Genomic DNA, 16,755 nt, shown 5'->3' with positions numbered 1-16,755 from the left:
GATGAACAGATAGCCGCAGTATACGCAGATGCTTATTCCTGCATTATGATTTATCCGGGAATGCTATTCCTGAAAAGAATAAAGACACACAGCCGCTCGCATCGCCACAAGTGAACGGACGGCTGTGATACCATGCCGTTTTGATTGACCTGTAATTGAGCGCTATGTCGGACACTACAACGAAACGTAAAAATGACCCGGAAGGGCTGAAAAAACGCATCCTTGCCGGTGCCCTGAAGACCTTCGCCGAGTTCGGTATGCAGGGCGCACGCCTTGAGCAGATTGCTGAACACGCGCAAACCACCAAACGCATGGTGGTGTATCACTTCGTCAATAAAGAGAAGCTGTATATCGAGGTGCTGGAGCAGGTCTATCAGGCGATTCGTGAACACGAAACCGGATTGAACCTTGCACAAATGGAACCCGAGCAGGCGATGATTAAACTGGTCGAAGCCAGCTTCGACTATCACGCCACCCATCAGGATTTTATGCGCCTGGTGTGTACGGAAAACCTGTTGCGCGGTCGCTACATTGTGCAATCTGAACGCATCAAAGCGTTGAACAAAAGTACGCTGGATCTGCTGGATGACATCCTGACGCGCGGCCAGCAGCAAGGCATTTTTATTGATGGCCTGAACACCGTGGACGTTCACCGCTTATTGAGCAGTATCTGTGTGCACCACGTTGCCAACCGCTACACCTTCCATTTCCTGTTCACCCCTGAGGATACGGAAGAAGATAGCATCCGCCGTAACCGCCAGTTGGCTGTCACTGCCACCCTGCGCTATATCCGCAAAACACCTTAGATCTGTGCGCCGCTGTGATGGTCTACGCTTAAAGCTTTGGGACCGTCACAGACCTCAGTATAAGGAACGCCGTAGTGAACAGAGATTCCCTCCTTTATCCCCTTCGCAACCCGCAAAATACCGAGCACGACAGTGCCTTGTGGAACTGGGCGCAAAACACCGTGGTGGGCCAACGTGAGCAAGTCTTCCAGCCGCAAAATGAAGCGGAACTGCAACAACGCCTGAAATCCTCCAGCGGCAAAGTGCGTGTCATCGGCAGCCGCCTTTCACCCGGACGCATGCTGTGTGTGAACGCTGACGATCTGTTGCTGGATCTCAGCGCGATGCAAGGCGTGCTAAGCGAAGATGACGTAAGCATCACCTTCGCAGCCGGTACGGTGTTGCAACAGGTGTTCGATGCGCTTACCGAACGCCATCGCATGCTGGCCTGTTCGCCGGGCGTGATATCCATACAGACACTGGCCGGTGCCATGGCCACCGGCACCCATGGTCAGGGCCTGAATCAGAGTTCTCTGGCAGATGAAGCCTTGAGTATCCGCATGGTGATGGCCGATGGCAGCGTGCGGGAATTTCAGCGAGGAGAACCCGATTTCCCGGCCACGCAGACCTCCCTGGGATCGCTGGGGATTGTGACCGCCATAACGTTGCGCACCGAGCCGTTTCGCCTGTTTACCTGCCACAAATTTGCCGAGTCTGCCGATACGCTGGAGCAGGATCTGCCGCGCTGGAATCAACAGTATGAACTGAGCAAAGCCTGGTGGTTTGTTGATGACAACCTGATGCACGTCTGGAATGCCAACCCCGCCAGTGAAGCAGATGTTCAGGCATGGCACGCCAATGGTGGCGAGGTGATCGAGCATGGCGATGAGACCAACAGCAGTCTGAATGACACCATCGATCAGACGCTGGCGCAGATGCATCGTGATACGCAGATCGAAGGTAAAGGTGGCAAGCAGTTTCGCACCGTCACGCGCTTCCGCGATTTCACCGACCTCAGCGGCGATATCTACCAGCTGTTTTGTCGCGGCATTGCCGTGCCGCAAATCAACGTGGAAATTGGCGTGCCGCTGGATAAAACACCGGAAATTATCGGCAAAATCAAAGCCTGGTATGCCGAGAATCATCCGCACATGCACTATCCCATTATCCTGCGTTGTACTGGCGCGTCAGAAGCCTGGCTCAGTCCAGCTTATCAGCAGCCGACCTGTTTCTTTGGCTTCGTGGTCTATTACGCCGATGACGGTTCGCTGTCACAGGACGGTCTGCATTTCCTCACCGAGGTAGAGAAATTGCTGGCAGCAGAAGGCGGACGACCGCACTGGGGCAAATACTACGATCCGCAGCGCTACAGCTGGCGGGATATCTATCCACAGTGGGATGCGTTTCGCGCGGTGCGGGAACAACTCGATCCGCAGCGTCGTTTTAGCAATGACTATGTCACGGCTTTGTTTGATTGAATTTTGACGGGGGAGGATTTATGTACGCCTGGGTAACACTACTGACACAACCGGATTATTTTATTGGCGTGAAAGCGCTGCACCGTTCACTGAAACGCAGCGAAACCGCGTGGCCATTGATTGTGATGGTGACCGATGCGATTGACATCGAAACGCGTGAAGCTTTGCAGGCTATAGGCTGTGTGATTCATCCGGTTGAGCCCCTGATGCCGAATGCCGAACTGGAGCAGCATTATGCCTCCGCGCAATTCGGCGAAGTGTGGAGCAAACTGCGCGCATGGGAATTGACCGGCTGCGATCGCGTGGTGTTTCTCGATGCCGATATGCTGGTGCTGCGCAATATGGATGAGCTGTTTACGCAGGATCTCGGCGATCATGCGCTGGCAGCGTGCCACGCCTGTCGCTGCAATCCGAATAAAATCGCCAGTTATCCCGCCAGCTGGCAGCCGGAAAATTGCCACTATACCTGGCAGGATCGCGGTGAAGCGGCACCTGCCAGCCTGGACCGCTATCTGAATGGTGGCTTTTTGGTGCTCGAACCGGATCAAGAGGTGTTTAGCTGGCTACAGCAGAAAGTCGCTGCTATCACTGATCTACGCCGCTATCCGTTCTCTGAACAGGATTTACTTAATGAAGTGTTTGAGAATCGCTGGCTGCCGCTGCCGTATATTTACAACGCACTGAAAACGCTGCCATTCCAGCACAGCGCTATGTGGCGTGAAGAGGATGTAAAAAACCTGCATTTTATTCTGGCCAAGCCGTGGAAGCGCGATCTCAATCAACCTGAAAGCGAACGCGACCGTTACTATGCGCTGGATAAGCTGTGGTGGGAGTTAGGGGTTAGTTAAGAAAAGAGGCGCACTTCGCAAAGTGCGCCTCTTTAGTTTTAACGCCAGCCCAGTTCCGGTGCCACATGGGTCAGGATGCTTTCCATCACGTGCGCACAGTAATCCACGCCCAGCTGGTTAGGGATGGTGAGCAGCAGCGTATCGGCTTCGGCAATCCCTTCGTCCTGTGCCAGCTGTTTGATCAACAGCTCTGGCTCTGCGGCATAGCTACGGCCAAAGATGGCGCGGGTTTTCTCATCGAGGAAGCCCACGGAGTCCTGATCCTGACCACTGCGACCAAAGTAAGCACGGTCGATGTCATTGGTCAGCGCAAAGATACTGCGGCTCACTGACACACGCGGCGTGCGCTGATGTCCGGCGGCTTTCCAGGCTTCACGGTAAGCGCGAATCTGTTTCGCCTGCTGGATGTGGAACGGCTCGCCAGTTTCATCATCCTTCAATGTGGAGCTTTGCAGATTCATGCCCTGCTGTGCTGCCCAAACTGATGTCGCATTTGAACCGGAACCCCACCAGATACGCTCACGCAGCCCTTCTGAGAACGGCTCCAGACGCAGTAAGCCCGGTGGATTCGGGAACATCGGCTGTGGATTCGGTTTAGCAAAACCCTCACCGCGTAGCACTTCCAGCAACTCTTCGGTGTGACGACGTCCCATATCGGCATCGGTTTCACCCTCTTTTGGGTTAAAACCAAAGTAGCGATAGCCTTCAATCACCTGCTCCGGGGAGCCTCGGCTGAGACCGAGTTGCAGACGACCGTTAGAAATCAGGTCTGCCGCACCGGCATCTTCTGCCATGTACAGCGGGTTTTCATAACGCATATCGATCACGCCAGTACCAATCTCAATGCGATTGGTTTTGGCACCGACCGCCGCCAGCAGCGGGAACGGTGAACTTAACTGACGCGCAAAGTGGTGCACGCGATAGTAAGCGCCATCCGCGCCCAGCTCTTCTGCCGCCACGGCTAAATCGATGGATTGCAGTAACACATCCTGAGCGGAACGGGTGGCTGACTGCGATGACGGGGTCCAGTGACCAAAGGATAAGAAGCCAATCTTTTTCATGGTGAAATTCTCCAGGGGGACCGCACTGGCCCGCACATGATGCATTAGGTTTCGATGGAGAAAGGTTACGCCAGGCGAGAGGTGACTGATAGCCAATAGTTTTCGCGCGCTTCATCAACTTTTTTGCATAAGTCATAAAAACACGGTCTTTGTGTTTATCACGGTGATCAATCATCTTGCGGGGAATTCATCCGATTTACAGGTTTATGGCATCCGCATGGCAAACGACTATATCAGCGCACAGCAGCGTGAAGTGGTGCATCAGCTGGGCCGCAATTGGCTGTGGCGCAGTGAACTGCCCACCTGGGCGCTGATGGTCGGGGTGTATGGCGGCTGGTTTGGCTGCGTCATCTATTGGCAAACGCTGGGTCTGTTTTTAACCACTCTGCTGCTGATTGTTTTCACCACCTGGTATATGTCGCTGCAGCATGAGCTGATCCATGGCCATCCCACGCGTTTTCCAGGGCTCAATCAGCTGTTTGGTACCCTGCCGCTGGCGGTGTGGTATCCCTATGGGCTGTATCGCGATTCCCATCTGGCACATCACCGCAATCACACCCTCACCGAACCGGATGAAGATCCGGAAACCTATTACCTGTCGCCGGAACGCTGGGCACAGCTCAAGCCGTGGCAGCAACGCTTGATTCACCTGCGTAATACGTTTCCCGGCCGTTTGCTGTTAGGTCCGCTGCTGGATATCGTGGCGACCCTAAAGATGATGCTTTTGGCGCGTGACCGTGCCGCTATTTCGATGTGGGTGATTCATCTGACGCTGCTGGCTGGACTTTTCTACTGGATGCAGCAGCAAGGATTGTCGCCGCTGTGGTTCGTGGTTGCCGTGAGTTATCCGGCATTGGCGTTGACCAAAATACGTTCTTTCTACGAGCATCGCGCAGAAGAAGCCCCGCTGGCCCGCTCCGTGAACAATGAAGCCGCCTGGCCGTGGCGTTGGCTATTTCTGAATCTCAACTATCATTCTGTACATCACGATCTGCCCGGTTTGCCCTGGTACGGCTTGCGCAAAGTCTATCTGCTGTATCGCGACGGCTACCATCAGCGCAATCACGGTTTCCGCGTCGCGGGTTATGGCGAGTGGTTGCTGCGCTTCTGGCGCAAACCGGTCAACGTTAACGCCCATCCGGGAACGCACAAGGATGCACAGCATGCCGATCATTTCACTGCCGATGTACGATATCCATCATCCAACGACATACATCGAAACTTCGAAGGACATGCCGGTGCGCGGGTCGGTGATCATGATCCGGTCATCCGCCATGTCCCCTTCCTCAGGCAGTGCGGGCGCACGAGTGGCCAGAATGATCGCGGAGCGGCTGAAAGCGAAGTTAGCTGTAAATTCGCTGATGACCTCGAGTTTCGCACCTGCTTTGACGTCTTCACGTAGTCCGGGCGGATAGATATGAATGCCTTCAGGTGAAACCTTCTCCACCACATATTTGTGCTTACCCAGCAACATGACGGAACCCATAACTACCGCGCCGAGTTCGGGGACTTTACCCTCATTGCCTTTAGTAAGCGTAATAAGCGTTTGTCCGGCTTCAAGGTCGCCTTCAACAGTGAATTTATCCGATTTCGCCCCTGAGTTTTGGGCCACACCGGCTGATTCACGCAAGGTGAAGCCGTGCAGCTCGAGCAAAGTCCCCTGCGCTCGAAGCGATGTGGTGCCTGCCTCGTTGGCCTTTGTCAGCTGTGCCATGGTGCGTAATGCTGCGCCGGATGTTGTATCAATGACGCACTGCAGATCGCTCAGCGGCGCACCGTTGTCTGTGAGGATTTTTCGCACCTGCGCCGTATCGGTGAGTGTGTCTTTGAATGGCGTCTTGCCCGCTTCGCCTGTTGCGCGTGAAGCGCGGCGGAAGAGCTGGCCCAGGTCCACCTCGATTTCATTAACCAGCGTACGCATCGCCTGGGTGATCTGGTCCTGACGGATACCTTTGTAGCCGGGGCCGGACTTAATACCCTTCTGCTGTTCGCCTTCCCAGCGGAATGGCACCATGCGGGATTTTGTGATGGTGAGCGGCACATTACCAATATCCTGGTCGCCGTCATCGGGCGGCAGCTGCCCGGGCTTCACATCTTCGCCCTTTGAGGCGGGTGTCAGCGGGATGCGGATCGGCTGATTCAATGCGGCACGTTCTGCACTGGGGTCCAGCGTAATGGACGGTATGAAGCCCGCCATTTCACGCGAAACAATGTCCAGCGACTGGTACAGGTCGGGAATAAGTTGCGTCAGGGTATTCGACATGCAAAGTGTGTCCTGTTAATCGGTGATCTCGACACCCGCCCGTGCTTTATCGCTCTGCTCTTGAGGGCTGAGTGATTCAAACTGTTCACGGGTAAGAGTGTTCGGGTTGGTATTGCCATTTCCCCCGCCGGAGCCGCCGCCGGATGCGCCGGTGCCCTTGAGGATCTGATCTTTGTAGGGGTAGTGCTCAACGAGAATACCCAGCGCTTCATCGAACCCGGCCGCTTCGCCGGGCTTAACAGCACTGAAAATTTTGTTCCCTTCGCGGTCAAATGCCGTGACAGTGTCACCGACAACCTGGAAGTTGCTGCCAAAACGGGCTTCGACCAGGTCGGCGGGAATGCTCATCTTCTCGGTGATAAATTTCGAGCGGGCAAAACTGCCGCCAATCTTCTCGGCGTTGAGTCGGTTGTTCAGGTCATCACGCTCCTGGACGATTGGCGCATATTTCTCTTCCAGCGCACGAACAGCTTCAGTGCGGACCTTTTCGACTTCACCGGCATCCACCAGCGTTTTGTCGGCCAGGTTTTTCACCGTATTGAGTGCGGCGAGCGCGGCAGCCGGATCGTCAATGCCTTCAAATGTTTTCAGTGAGTTTTCCGCTGTCTCCGCACGTTCGCGGTGCGACTTCGCTTCACCGTTGAGGCGCGAAATGGTCTGGAGCGTGCCGGCGGCATCGAACGCTACTTCCTTGCCGTCGTCCTGCACGTAAACGGGTTTGTCTTCAATGACGACAACATTGCCGTTTTCGTCGAGTTTCAGTTTCATAGGGGGTCATCCAACCTTGAGGGCCATCCGGCCCGTGACGCCGCGCTGCATCCGCAGTCGAAGGCAATAAAAAAGCTCATGCCGGGGCATGAGCCTGAATGGGTTACACCGCCGCAGACGGGGTGGGTTTATCTGGAAGTGGTGGAGGCATGGCGCGGATACGCACCTGCTCGTCGGCCCAGCGAAGCTCACTGCTGATAAGACCGCGACGCTGGATTTCGTTGAACAGCGTTTCGTCGGACAGAGCACGTTCTTTGTGCATGCCTACCAGGAAGTCAGCTGAGGCTTCCGCCAGGGTGGTAGCGCCAAAATCACTGAAAATGGTGACGTGGCCACCGTCTGACTCACCGATCCACTCGGCCAGATACTGCAGCGCCAGACGGGCGGCGTCAGTCAGGTCGCAGACCATACGCTGCAGGGCACTGGTGCCCGCTTCGTTGTCGGCCAGCGTCTGCACGACGGTACGGTGGCCGGGTTTGATCACCAGCAGTTCAGCACCTATCTGCCGCATTTTTTCCTCCAGATCGAGGATGTCAGTGCGCCCGGCCTCAATGGCTTTACCCGTGTGCTCTACGTAGCGTAAATCTGCGTCGTCTTCTTCAGACATGATGGCTGACGCTGCCCCGACAGATATCGGCGCGTCACCCAGCTTTTTGCCAAACAGCACCGGGACGCGCGCAACGTGCAGAATCGTCTGCTGGTCGCTACGCGACTGCCAGTGCTCGACGTTCAGCCAGGCCAGCTCCGCCAGCGGAGGTCGCCCGTTCATAAAACCGCGCTTATCACCGTAAACCGGAACAAAGGTGATTTTCTTCAGGCTCGTGGTGCCTTCATCGTGCAGCTGCCATTCCAGTGCCCCGTCCGTGTCATTGCGCTTTTCACGGTATATACGCCAGCGGCCAGGATTCAGTACCCTGACCTGCTCAATCTCTTTCACAATGAACTCATTATCCGGATCGCGTTCGCTTACCACTTCCAGAAACCGGAGCATCATGAAAGTCTCCTGTCCGTTGACGCGCTCTGAGTCGTAATCCAGCAGGCTGGTGGCCGCCACTTTTACCAGATATGGCCGCAGCCCCTGCTGCCGCTCCTGCGCCACCGTCAGACCTGTCTTTGTTGGTGGATGCTCTACCAGAATGCCGCAGAGGCCATAGGCCATCGCCTCTTCGCAGATGTCTGCCAGAAATGAGTGCAGATTGGTTCCCTGCAGATCCACATCGGGGAACATGTCACGAATACGCGCCGGCACAATCTTCTCGTCCCAGGTCACCGGGCGGGAAAAGGGTTTGCCGCTCAGCACTTCGACCGTGCGGCTGAAAGCCGGAAACAGAGTGGCGGTACTCAGGCGGTTCTGATAAAACCCATCCTCTTCATTCGGCCATCTGGGCAGGTAGGTTTTGCCCGCCAGCCGCATCGCCGCCGTTCCGCCCAGCAGGGCTGAAATCATGGGCCAGCATCCGGCCATCGACTCAATCTTTGGTGATCGCTTCCGGACGTCGTTGCTCATACGGGTCTCAGGTCAGGCGGAGAAAGGACGAACCGTGGTGCCTTTCGGCTGGAACAGTTCGGTGATGGCCCAGACCAGCGCATCGAGGCGATCCGGAGATTTTTTAGCGGTGGCAGGCACGTATTCCAGCAGCTGGTTCTCGAGCTGGTAGAGGTTGCCGCGGTGTGCCACCCGGCCCTGTTCGTACAGCGCGGAGATGGGTTCGGCGCGGGCGAACTTGCCTTTGCTGGCGTGGACACGAATTATACGCCCCCGATAGCCGGCGTTGCGCAGCGTGTCTTCGGCCATGTCACCACCCTGATTGGTCTCAATGACGATGGCTTCGGCCCTGTGGTCTTCATACGCCTGGATTGCCCGCTTTGCCCAGCCGTTCGGTGAGTACTTGCCCGAATAATCTGCATCGGCTGAAAAAAGACGGTCATTACCACGTCCGTAGGAGCTGGCCACGACGATACCAGTCTCGTCACTCTCTTCGGTGTTGGTCGCCTGCGGGTCAATGGCCACAACGGTACGCGATGGCTGAAGCTGGATGTCCAGCGCGCGTGCGCCGGAAACCATCGACTCCGTCCACAGCGCGCCTTCGGCATTGAAGCGGCGCGGACGCTGCATGTACTGCGCTTCGGCCGTGCGGCGGTGCGAGAACAGGGAAACACGGTGCGACTCGTTATGCTTGTATGGCCACAGCCATCCATCAGGCAGGGCATGCTCAACCGGTAAGGCGTGTGAGTTTTCCGGGTACAGCGCGGAATACGGCTGGCTGCTGTCAATCAGCACCGGCAGGTTCAGATGATGCCACATCTCACCACTGCCGCCCCGCAGCAGGTAGCCGCTCAGGTCGTTGTAATGAATGCGCTGCATGATGACCACGATGGGCGTGGTCTCGATGGCCAGTCGGGAGCGAATCGTTTCGTTAAAGCGGGTGTTCACCCCTTCGCGGATGATTTCGCTGTGGGCGTCGTCTGGTTTAACTGGATCGTCAATAATCAGACTGCCCTGCCAGCCCGGCTCCATATGCCCGGCGCGAAAGCCGGTGACCTGTCCCGCAGCGGAGGAGGCATAGACCCCACCGCCGTATTCGGTCCACCACATCGCCTTACTGTCGGCATCATCGCGCAGCGCCATCGGCCACATGGCCTGATAAGCAGAAGACTTCACGATACTGCGCGTGGTCGACGAGTTGAGTAAGGCCAGGTTGTGAGAATACGACAGGTGCATAAACCGCGCGCGGCAGTTCAGGGCCAGCCCGCGTCCCATCATGTTGATGGTGGCCAGTTCGGTCTTGGTGTAGCCCGGAGGAACGTTAATGATGAGGCGCTGGATGTCGCCATCAATGACGCGGTCCAGCGCCTGCTGAATGATCTGATGGTGTGGCGCGACGATCATCCGGCTGCCGGTACGCTGCTTAAAGAAGTAGCGGGCAAAATACATCCCGTCCTCTTCACACTCTATCCGGCGTGCAGCGGTCTTATACTCAGCAGTCGTCATCCTCTAACATATCCCGGCGCGCCTGCCGGTATTCCTCGCGGGAGAGCAACTTAACTTCAACCGGGCCGCCCTCTTTGCCCGTCAGCGCATGCGTGGACTGTTCGCGGAAGGCCTGTACCGATATGTGCTTACCCAGCAACTCTAGGTTCTTCACTTTGTCCGGCCACTTAATCTTTTTGAGGATGTTCTCGATGGTGGTTTCATCGGAGTTGGTGACGGAAGTTAGGATGTCCAGTCCGCTCAGCGTTGTACGCCAGACCTTTGGCCACTCGTGTACCATCCTCATGCCGCCGTCATCTTTGAGGATGTCGAGCACGTCCATCTGATCGATTTCCACCAGCCGGTGAAGAACATAATCTGCGTTAATCTCTGTTCTTTCGTTGCGCGCTGATTTAAGTTCGATAATGCGTTTCGCTACATCAGGCTTTGACAGGTTTTCAGACCCCATCCGATTAGCGGTCTTCTGGCTATAACCTGCCCTGATGGCTGCCTGGGTGGCGTTCAAATCAACCAGGTACTCGCGACAGAACATCTCCTGCTTGTCGGTGAGCGCCATTACTATTTAGTCTCTAATTCAAAGGAATGTTGCAATATGGCAATAATAACGATCGACGAAACATGTCCTCATTGCATTAAAGAACATGCAATGTTTAAGTTTATAGCTGAAACACCTCTAAGAGAGAATTTTTTCTCTTTGGCATTCCAATGCCAATCATGTCTCAGGTTATTAATAGCTGAAGTTGCCAGGACTGGAACTTCAAGTCCGACTTTCCATGCTAATAACTCAGCCTTCCCTTTAATCGTTAACAAAAGCAATAAGTTTAAGGTGACTGATCTCTATCCAGAAGCACCGACAATTGAGTCACCTAACAGTACTCCCGAGCGAGCATCAAAATTTTTCATCGAAGCAAAAGAAGACTTCGCACGTGGAAGATACGAAACCAGCGCAATGAATTGTAGAAAAGTCATTGATATAGCAACAAAAACCTTACATGTCGGTGCAGAAGATAAATTGGTACGACGAATTTCAGCTTTACGTCAGACTGGATTGATTACACAAGAAATGGCTGATTGGGCGCACATTGTTCGAATCGATACCAATGGGGCTGTTCACTCAGATGAAGAGTTTGAATCTGAGGAGGTCGATCAGTTATTAAAATTTACAGAGGTGTTTTTAACTTACGCATTTACATTACCAGCTTTAGTTAAAGAAAAGCGCGAAATTGCCCACTAGAATTAGACTATCGTGTGTATCTTCAAGTGCACACGATAATAGTTAAGACCTTAGGTCTGGCAACCCTTCCATTCTGCGCCACTCTCTCACCGTCGCGACAACTTTCTCTGGTGTGACGTCATCGTCATCGCTGTAGAAAATCAGGTCTGAACCTTCCGGGTGCTCAGTTACTGCAATGAAGTTTTCCAGCAACTCATCTTGGTAAGCTTCACCACCTTTAGCACTATAAATCTCACTTACCAAATGCGTAAATTCAGCTTCCGTGTAGTCTTCGAAACTATTTTTTAGATCCATTAAACACCGAGACCTTTTGTCATAAATTAAAATCATTCCTTTTCAGGCTTGTCCTTTGTATTGGGCAGATTACTCTTCAATGCGTCTACTAAACCCAATATTATTTTTTCCTGCGGCATTGTTGGCGTCTTTTCAAAATTTATCTTATTATTTCTTAACTCTTCTAAAGTTGAACCGAAGTCTTTAGCCTCATGCTTGCTGAGCAAGAACGCTATTTTTTGATTGTCATAGTCCGTAGCAAGTTGCATATAATATCTTGTAAAAACAAGTACTGCACGCATAACGAAGCCAACGAATATTACTAATGAAAGACTTATCAAAACCGTAGCGATAGAATCTGCAACCTTTTCAGACTCCGTCTTTTCTGGCTTAAATCCAAACCGCCCCTTCATTACATCTTCTATATTTGGAAGGGTGAATTTAGGTTGAACAAATTCTTGTCCTTCAGGAGGCATATCTATTGAAGCTTTTGGCTTCTCGATTATTCTATCGCCAGACTTCATATCATTACCTATATAAATCCCTACTGATCTTTTTCCGTCCACACCTTCTTTAAAAAAAACTAAGTCACCTGGCCTCAGCCCCTTTGGATTATTGTAGGCTTCATAGATCTGGCTAATCCAACTAGATTGATTATCTTTCCAGCTAACAATCATATTTGAAATGAATGTTGCTGCAACTATAAGAATAATGATCAAAGCAGTGCTTACGAACCTGGTATTACGGGAGCGTTTATGCAGTATTTTATAAATATCTGGGGGGCATGATTTTTTTGCTGAACGCCATCTACGCCATCTGCTGGCGAGAGTAGTTTTGGCTTTTTTAGGAATGTCCTTTTCCGTACTATGCTTTGGAGAGTTTTGGGATCGGTTCACTTCAGACTGCTCTTCAGTTGCCATCGCTCTTCCCTTTTTATATTAATCTTAATTACTCAGATTACACTCTTCAAAACGTTTTGCCAACTTACTATTCAAAGAAATTGAAATCGAGCGCATGGGCGCCAAGCGTTTTAATCATCCTATTTGATACCACTTTTTAAATCTAATTATTGGTTAGCTATTATGCGGTTGCTCGTTGGCGAGTCACTACTCTCCATAGAGCTAAACACCATCGGCAGAAAAATAGTAACTGATGAACTGTCTTTAGTTAACCTCATCCAAGGATGGCAACATCCCCTTGTCCACCATCAATGAAATCATGTCAGGGTTGGCTAAATGATGAATGTGATTTTCCTTCAAGATTAACACGCGCTTTTCGTTCTTTCGCTCGTTCATTAAACGGCTACCGATGGTACCCTTCAGTTTTGGACGCATTTCTTTGATAGCGAAACAATGCTGAGCTTCTTCCTCTATCGCGTAGTAGTGACGAATTTGCTCTGCCATCCAGTTGAATGCTGCGATATAACTCTCTTTGATTGCTATCGCAGCCTTTCCTGTAAAACCCATAACAATCTTCATCCAGCCGTCTTTGGTAAGGTTCACCATAGGACGCACCTTACCTTGACCGTCTATGTAATCAGCCGGTGCAAAATTGCGCTCGCTGAAATTACGGCTGCAATCCGCTTTGGCTTGGTCAATTTTTCTTAAACGTCAGCATGGCGTTTGCCAAAATACTCTGCAACTTTTCGAGATGAAGTGAACACTTCTCCATCCTTGATCAGAACCATTTGGCGGAAGTCAAAAGCAGGAATAACTGGTTATTCATAGCGATATACCTTTTAGAAAGTGAGCCTGGTCGCACAGAAAAGCCGCCCGAGAGAGGTCGCCACCTATAGCGGCATTTCTCAGGCTCACTTTCTGAAAAGCTCTCGTTGAAATGCGCATGCGATTGCGCGGAGGGTTAAGACGGACATAAAAAAGCCTCGCCTGTGAAGGCGCGGCCATGATTTTTAAATAGTGTTCTGGATTGAGTTCCTGCTTTTAAAGACGATCTAAGCTGTTAAAACTCGGGCTACTCTGCTCCAGCATCCATTAAGCTGGCATCAACTTCTACTCGTTGCCCCAGAGACCAGCCTTTCTTGCCCAAAATGCGGTCCGGTGTTACGTCAGGCACGTTGAAATAATACGATTGCTTTGCATCACCTGACGGGCTTTTGTCCTGTTGGATATCGTCCTGACTCAGCCCCATTTCCAGTAACTCTTCCTGGGTAAGATCCAGTGATTTGGCCAGTTTTGACAAATTCATCGTTCACCTCCTGAGGTGAGAGCTAAGCGGCACGGATATATTGTGCGCTACTTGTCTTTGGAGGGATCCCGTTTGTGATCTTTGCTGTCATCACGCGTGCGCGGGATCTCACCGTGTTCATTCGGGTTGTCCTTAGCAGGATGATCATCTTCCTCATAAGCATTGCCCGCATTCGGCGCGACTTCAGGAAGCCCTTTTTGAACATCACCTTCTTTCCTGCGTTGCTCATTCGAATTATGGCCTTTCATAAATAACCTCACTGTTAATGTCATTTAATCTTAGACCAAATCTGCTGTCTCATTTTTGGCATATTAATTTTTATCTTGATTCAACAATCAGTAGCGAGATGAAGTATCGACCCTACCCGTAGTTAACAGAGAGCACGTCACAAAATAACCGTAGCGGAAATTGAATGATTATTACCTGAAGATTTTCCTTGTCCAATTTTCATCGGGGCGGTCTGGCCAGAAGTTATTCATGACGTTTAAGTCAATAACCCATTCCTTCTCCTCATGCTGATTCTCACCAGCTCTCATCATCTGTTTGTTGTGTCGCATGTCACCATATAATTCAGCAAGCGTTACCCATGATGCAGATAGGTGGACATAATCCGGCGTCACCTGATCAATCAGACATTGTTCCAGTGTATCAGGCTTTCCATCCTGAGTATTAAGCGCAGCGGAAATGACCTTTCCACAGTAGTCACTCAAATCGTCAGGGATGAGTTTTTCGAATTTCTTATACCCCGGGTCAAATGAGCAACCACTTTTTTCAGCCACTTTCAGCATGGCCAGGAGGGAAACAAACTGAAGATGACCGCGCACAAGACGATGATTAGTGGCGATGTAGTGCAACCATTTTGACCCGCGATAAGTGATTTCCCCCTTGAGTGGCCGCCACTTTTTACTCAGAAGCGTCGATAACAACTCCTTCTCCACCCAGAATTGTGCTGTGTGCCAGGGCCACCAGTTTTTGGCCGAGACGTCAACTTGCTCATGCATCTTATGGGGCGAACCGCCCCCCACATCAGCATGCGATCCGGCAATAGTCAGTTCCGGGTAGATGCCTGACAGGCTGTGCAGCGGGTAATTGTAGCGAAACTCATGGAATGCATTCAGTTGGAAGGCTTGTCTGGCAGCACCAGCTGGCACCTTAACCTTTAAACCACGCGTGTAGCCGGTATCGTGCGGGTCATTGCTAAAGACTGTCTTATCCATGAATGTTCCGACTGTATCGAACAACCCCAGATAATTAACCACCGGCACCCCGATTAACTCATGGCCATAGAGATTAACTACCAACCGGATTTTATCGCAGACAGATGCATCATTTTCGTAAAGTGTATTAGTCAAGTGGCGGGCCAGGATCGCGCCCCGGCTATAGCCGAACACATCGAATTCAACGCTGACGCTTCTGAAAACAACTTCACCCTGTGACAAAATTCTGTCCAGTTCTGACGTTATTTTCTCCACACATGATTTCAGCTTAGAATCCGGGCCGTATCCTTCACATCCCCCAAAATCCTCATCACCTGTTGCGAGCGAATATATACAGTCAGACTGATTATTGAGTGTTCCAATTCCCTCAACATAAAGTTTGCCATACATCATCCAATGGGTTTGATTATCCGGGACGCCATACATTTTAAATAGCCTGTAAATGTTAGTGGCACCAAACAATTCATCAGACGTGCCATCCAGCTTGTTGCCGTTCTGTCCTGTACCGTCAAAGAAGACGCCAATACGTATAGTGCAAAAGTTCAGTGATCCCTGGGGAAATAATTCACTGTTCTGGTCTGGAAGGGTCATATTGTTTCCGCTGGAAATATTGCAAATGGGTTGTCACTGAGGGGTGGGCTAAGATCAAAGGGGTTATGGCTATTGACCGCTATTGAGATGAGATTTTTCCGCTCTGCTATGTTCGATTTCCTGAATGGCGGCTTTGTCGTTGTTACAGTTATCCAGTGCTGTCAGCAGCCTTTCGTTCAGCTCCAGACTATTACCCCAGGTAAACCCTTCGGGAATTTCGGGGATCGGGCATTCATTCAGAAGACTTTCCGGGATGGGGGCGGGAGGTGTATCAACGTATTTTATTTCGGTGCGTACGCAGCTGCTCAACAGCAGCGCGGGGAACAGGCAACACAGCACAATCGTTCTTTTCGACCAGCTTCCGGATAACCACCACTCTGTGTTCACTTTCTTCATGGCGTTTCTGGTTGTCATGTGACGTCGCGCGAGCCAGGTCATTCAGGAAAAGAGTTGAACGGATGAAGTTTCGTGCAAGCGCTTCGGCGGACTGCTTCTCCGTCAGCAATAGCTGGTAATCATGCTGAAGCGTCTGAGCCGATTTATGTTGAACGATGAGAACAAGTCCCAGAACAATAATGATGAGTAAAAGGGCACCATTAAAAGCCATTCCCGCTTTACTGCTGGCTGAGTTCATCTTCGCGTATCACTCCGTATAACCAGCTCTCAATTTGCCGTCGATTGATCAGCCCCTGCCTTTTAATCCCAACTGCAAACATCCAGCGATGCAGTTCCTGACGTGCGCCACTGTAATTGCCTGCGTTAAGTTTTTGCAGCAATGTAGATCTGGTGAAAGCGGTGATTCCGACGTTGTAAGTGAAGCTGTACAGTGCTGCGCGCTGGTAGTCAGTCAAAGGAACACTTACCAGTTTGTCCACCGCGGCTCTGACGGGTTCGAGGTCACGCAGAAGCAGGAAATCGCATTCACGTGCTGTATAGGTTTTGTCCTTCCGGATATCGTGACCGGTGTGGCCATCACAGACAGTCCAGACACCTGCAACATCCTGATAAGGGACAAACCGCCGCCCTTCAATGCCCTCAGG

The 16,755-nt window shown here is 51.9% G+C and carries 17 protein-coding genes and 2 pseudogenes; 5 read left to right on the top strand and 14 right to left on the bottom strand.

The window, feature by feature from the left end; translation table 11 throughout:
- Positions 1–164: 164 nt before the first annotated feature.
- The 3 genes from H7A81_RS18185 to H7A81_RS18175 all read left to right on the top strand — a co-directional run bounded on the left by H7A81_RS18185 (position 165) and on the right by H7A81_RS18175 (position 3,111).
- The gene (locus H7A81_RS18185; RefSeq protein ID WP_160868080.1) at positions 165–806 is read left to right on the top strand and encodes a TetR family transcriptional regulator; all 642 of its coding nucleotides are present in this window, start codon (positions 165–167) and stop codon (positions 804–806) included.
- A 74-nt stretch (positions 807–880) separates the two neighbouring features.
- The gene (locus H7A81_RS18180; protein ID WP_182058302.1) at positions 881–2,263 is read left to right on the top strand and encodes a D-arabinono-1,4-lactone oxidase; all 1,383 of its coding nucleotides are present in this window, start codon (positions 881–883) and stop codon (positions 2,261–2,263) included.
- Positions 2,264–2,283: 20 nt separating this feature from the next.
- Positions 2,284–3,111: a glycosyltransferase family 8 protein gene (locus H7A81_RS18175; RefSeq protein ID WP_182058301.1), complete on the top strand. Its 828-nt coding sequence runs from the start codon at positions 2,284–2,286 to the stop codon at positions 3,109–3,111.
- A 38-nt stretch (positions 3,112–3,149) separates the two neighbouring features.
- On the opposite strand, the gene H7A81_RS18170 is transcribed toward H7A81_RS18175, so the two are convergent.
- Complete coding sequence (locus H7A81_RS18170; protein WP_182058300.1) at positions 3,150–4,172, bottom strand: LLM class flavin-dependent oxidoreductase; 1,023 nt, start codon at positions 4,170–4,172, stop codon at positions 3,150–3,152.
- Positions 4,173–4,389: 217 nt separating this feature from the next.
- Between H7A81_RS18170 and H7A81_RS18165 the strand changes: the two are divergent.
- A pseudogene (locus H7A81_RS18165) lies at positions 4,390–5,337 on the top strand (fatty acid desaturase); the annotation flags it as partial.
- Between the two features lie 33 nt (positions 5,338–5,370).
- Here H7A81_RS18165 and H7A81_RS18160 read toward each other — a convergent pair.
- The 5 genes from H7A81_RS18160 to H7A81_RS18140 form a co-directional block, all read right to left on the bottom strand.
- Positions 5,371–6,435: a P22 phage major capsid protein family protein gene (locus H7A81_RS18160; RefSeq protein WP_182058299.1), complete on the bottom strand. Its 1,065-nt coding sequence runs from the start codon at positions 6,433–6,435 to the stop codon at positions 5,371–5,373.
- A 15-nt stretch (positions 6,436–6,450) separates the two neighbouring features.
- Positions 6,451–7,203 carry a DUF6651 domain-containing protein gene (locus tag H7A81_RS18155; RefSeq protein ID WP_182058298.1) on the bottom strand — a complete coding sequence of 251 codons (753 nt, stop codon included), beginning with the start codon at positions 7,201–7,203 and terminating at the stop codon, positions 6,451–6,453.
- A 103-nt stretch (positions 7,204–7,306) separates the two neighbouring features.
- Entirely contained in the window at positions 7,307–8,650 is a 1,344-nt protein-coding gene (locus H7A81_RS18150; protein WP_182058297.1) for a DUF4055 domain-containing protein, read from the bottom strand.
- 72 nt (positions 8,651–8,722) lie between these two features.
- A complete protein-coding gene (locus H7A81_RS18145; protein ID WP_182058296.1) occupies positions 8,723–10,195 on the bottom strand; it encodes a DNA-packaging protein in 1,473 nt (490 codons plus the stop codon).
- Positions 10,182–10,751, bottom strand: coding sequence for a terminase small subunit (locus tag H7A81_RS18140; protein ID WP_182058295.1), 570 nt, complete (start codon positions 10,749–10,751; stop codon positions 10,182–10,184). The genes H7A81_RS18145 and H7A81_RS18140 overlap by 14 nt, the downstream gene beginning before the upstream one ends.
- Before the next feature lie 36 nt (positions 10,752–10,787).
- Between H7A81_RS18140 and H7A81_RS18135 the strand changes: the two genes are divergently transcribed.
- Complete coding sequence (locus tag H7A81_RS18135; protein ID WP_182058294.1) at positions 10,788–11,429, top strand: DUF4145 domain-containing protein; 642 nt, start codon at positions 10,788–10,790, stop codon at positions 11,427–11,429.
- Positions 11,430–11,471: 42 nt separating this feature from the next.
- Here H7A81_RS18135 and H7A81_RS18130 read toward each other — a convergent pair whose 3' ends face one another.
- The 8 genes and pseudogenes from H7A81_RS18130 to H7A81_RS18095 all read right to left on the bottom strand — a co-directional run.
- Complete coding sequence (locus H7A81_RS18130) at positions 11,472–11,723, bottom strand: bacteriocin immunity protein (RefSeq protein ID WP_182058293.1); 252 nt, start codon at positions 11,721–11,723, stop codon at positions 11,472–11,474.
- Between the two features lie 32 nt (positions 11,724–11,755).
- Positions 11,756–12,622 (bottom strand): NlpC/P60 family protein, encoded by an 867-nt coding sequence (locus tag H7A81_RS18125; RefSeq protein ID WP_182058292.1) that lies wholly within the window; start codon positions 12,620–12,622, stop codon positions 11,756–11,758.
- 243 nt (positions 12,623–12,865) lie between these two features.
- A pseudogene (locus H7A81_RS18120) lies at positions 12,866–13,389 on the bottom strand (Rha family transcriptional regulator).
- A 284-nt stretch (positions 13,390–13,673) separates the two neighbouring features.
- A complete protein-coding gene (locus H7A81_RS18115) occupies positions 13,674–13,907 on the bottom strand; it encodes a hypothetical protein (RefSeq protein WP_182058291.1) in 234 nt (77 codons plus the stop codon).
- A 47-nt stretch (positions 13,908–13,954) separates the two neighbouring features.
- A complete protein-coding gene (locus tag H7A81_RS18110) occupies positions 13,955–14,155 on the bottom strand; it encodes a hypothetical protein (protein WP_182058290.1) in 201 nt (66 codons plus the stop codon).
- A gap of 171 nt (positions 14,156–14,326) precedes the next feature.
- Positions 14,327–15,715 (bottom strand): phospholipase effector Tle1 domain-containing protein, encoded by a 1,389-nt coding sequence (locus H7A81_RS18105; protein WP_182058289.1) that lies wholly within the window; start codon positions 15,713–15,715, stop codon positions 14,327–14,329.
- A gap of 271 nt (positions 15,716–15,986) precedes the next feature.
- A complete protein-coding gene (locus H7A81_RS18100) occupies positions 15,987–16,349 on the bottom strand; it encodes a hypothetical protein (protein ID WP_182058288.1) in 363 nt (120 codons plus the stop codon).
- The coding region (locus tag H7A81_RS18095) for a lysozyme (protein WP_182058287.1) at positions 16,330–16,755 on the bottom strand (426 nt) is incomplete at its 5' end. The genes H7A81_RS18095 and H7A81_RS18100, both read right to left, overlap by 20 nt.

The sequence above is a fragment of the Pantoea sp. ME81 genome (assembly GCF_903970985.1).
In the GTDB taxonomy this organism is placed as follows: domain Bacteria; phylum Pseudomonadota; class Gammaproteobacteria; order Enterobacterales; family Enterobacteriaceae; genus Pantoea; species Pantoea communis.
This window is presented reverse-complemented; position numbering and strand designations above follow the sequence as displayed.

What these genes read in the sequence shown, in the direction of transcription:
- H7A81_RS18185 (WP_160868080.1), top strand. Translation starts at nt 165, where the DNA reads ATGTCGGACACTACAACGAAACGTAAAAATGACCCGGAAGGGCTGAAA.
- H7A81_RS18175 (WP_182058301.1), top strand. Translation starts at nt 2,284, where the DNA reads ATGTACGCCTGGGTAACACTACTGACACAACCGGATTATTTTATTGGC.
- H7A81_RS18170 (WP_182058300.1), bottom strand. Translation starts at nt 4,172, where the DNA reads ATGAAAAAGATTGGCTTCTTATCCTTTGGTCACTGGACCCCGTCATCG.
- H7A81_RS18160 (WP_182058299.1), bottom strand. Translation starts at nt 6,435, where the DNA reads ATGTCGAATACCCTGACGCAACTTATTCCCGACCTGTACCAGTCGCTG.
- H7A81_RS18155 (WP_182058298.1), bottom strand. Translation starts at nt 7,203, where the DNA reads ATGAAACTGAAACTCGACGAAAACGGCAATGTTGTCGTCATTGAAGAC.
- H7A81_RS18150 (WP_182058297.1), bottom strand. Translation starts at nt 8,650, where the DNA reads ATGATTTCAGCCCTGCTGGGCGGAACGGCGGCGATGCGGCTGGCGGGC.
- H7A81_RS18145 (WP_182058296.1), bottom strand. Translation starts at nt 10,195, where the DNA reads ATGACGACTGCTGAGTATAAGACCGCTGCACGCCGGATAGAGTGTGAA.
- H7A81_RS18140 (WP_182058295.1), bottom strand. Translation starts at nt 10,751, where the DNA reads ATGGCGCTCACCGACAAGCAGGAGATGTTCTGTCGCGAGTACCTGGTT.
- H7A81_RS18135 (WP_182058294.1), top strand. Translation starts at nt 10,788, where the DNA reads ATGGCAATAATAACGATCGACGAAACATGTCCTCATTGCATTAAAGAA.
- H7A81_RS18130 (WP_182058293.1), bottom strand. Translation starts at nt 11,723, where the DNA reads ATGGATCTAAAAAATAGTTTCGAAGACTACACGGAAGCTGAATTTACG.
- H7A81_RS18125 (WP_182058292.1), bottom strand. Translation starts at nt 12,622, where the DNA reads ATGGCAACTGAAGAGCAGTCTGAAGTGAACCGATCCCAAAACTCTCCA.
- H7A81_RS18115 (WP_182058291.1), bottom strand. Translation starts at nt 13,907, where the DNA reads ATGAATTTGTCAAAACTGGCCAAATCACTGGATCTTACCCAGGAAGAG.
- H7A81_RS18110 (WP_182058290.1), bottom strand. Translation starts at nt 14,155, where the DNA reads ATGAAAGGCCATAATTCGAATGAGCAACGCAGGAAAGAAGGTGATGTT.
- H7A81_RS18105 (WP_182058289.1), bottom strand. Translation starts at nt 15,715, where the DNA reads ATGACCCTTCCAGACCAGAACAGTGAATTATTTCCCCAGGGATCACTG.
- H7A81_RS18100 (WP_182058288.1), bottom strand. Translation starts at nt 16,349, where the DNA reads ATGAACTCAGCCAGCAGTAAAGCGGGAATGGCTTTTAATGGTGCCCTT.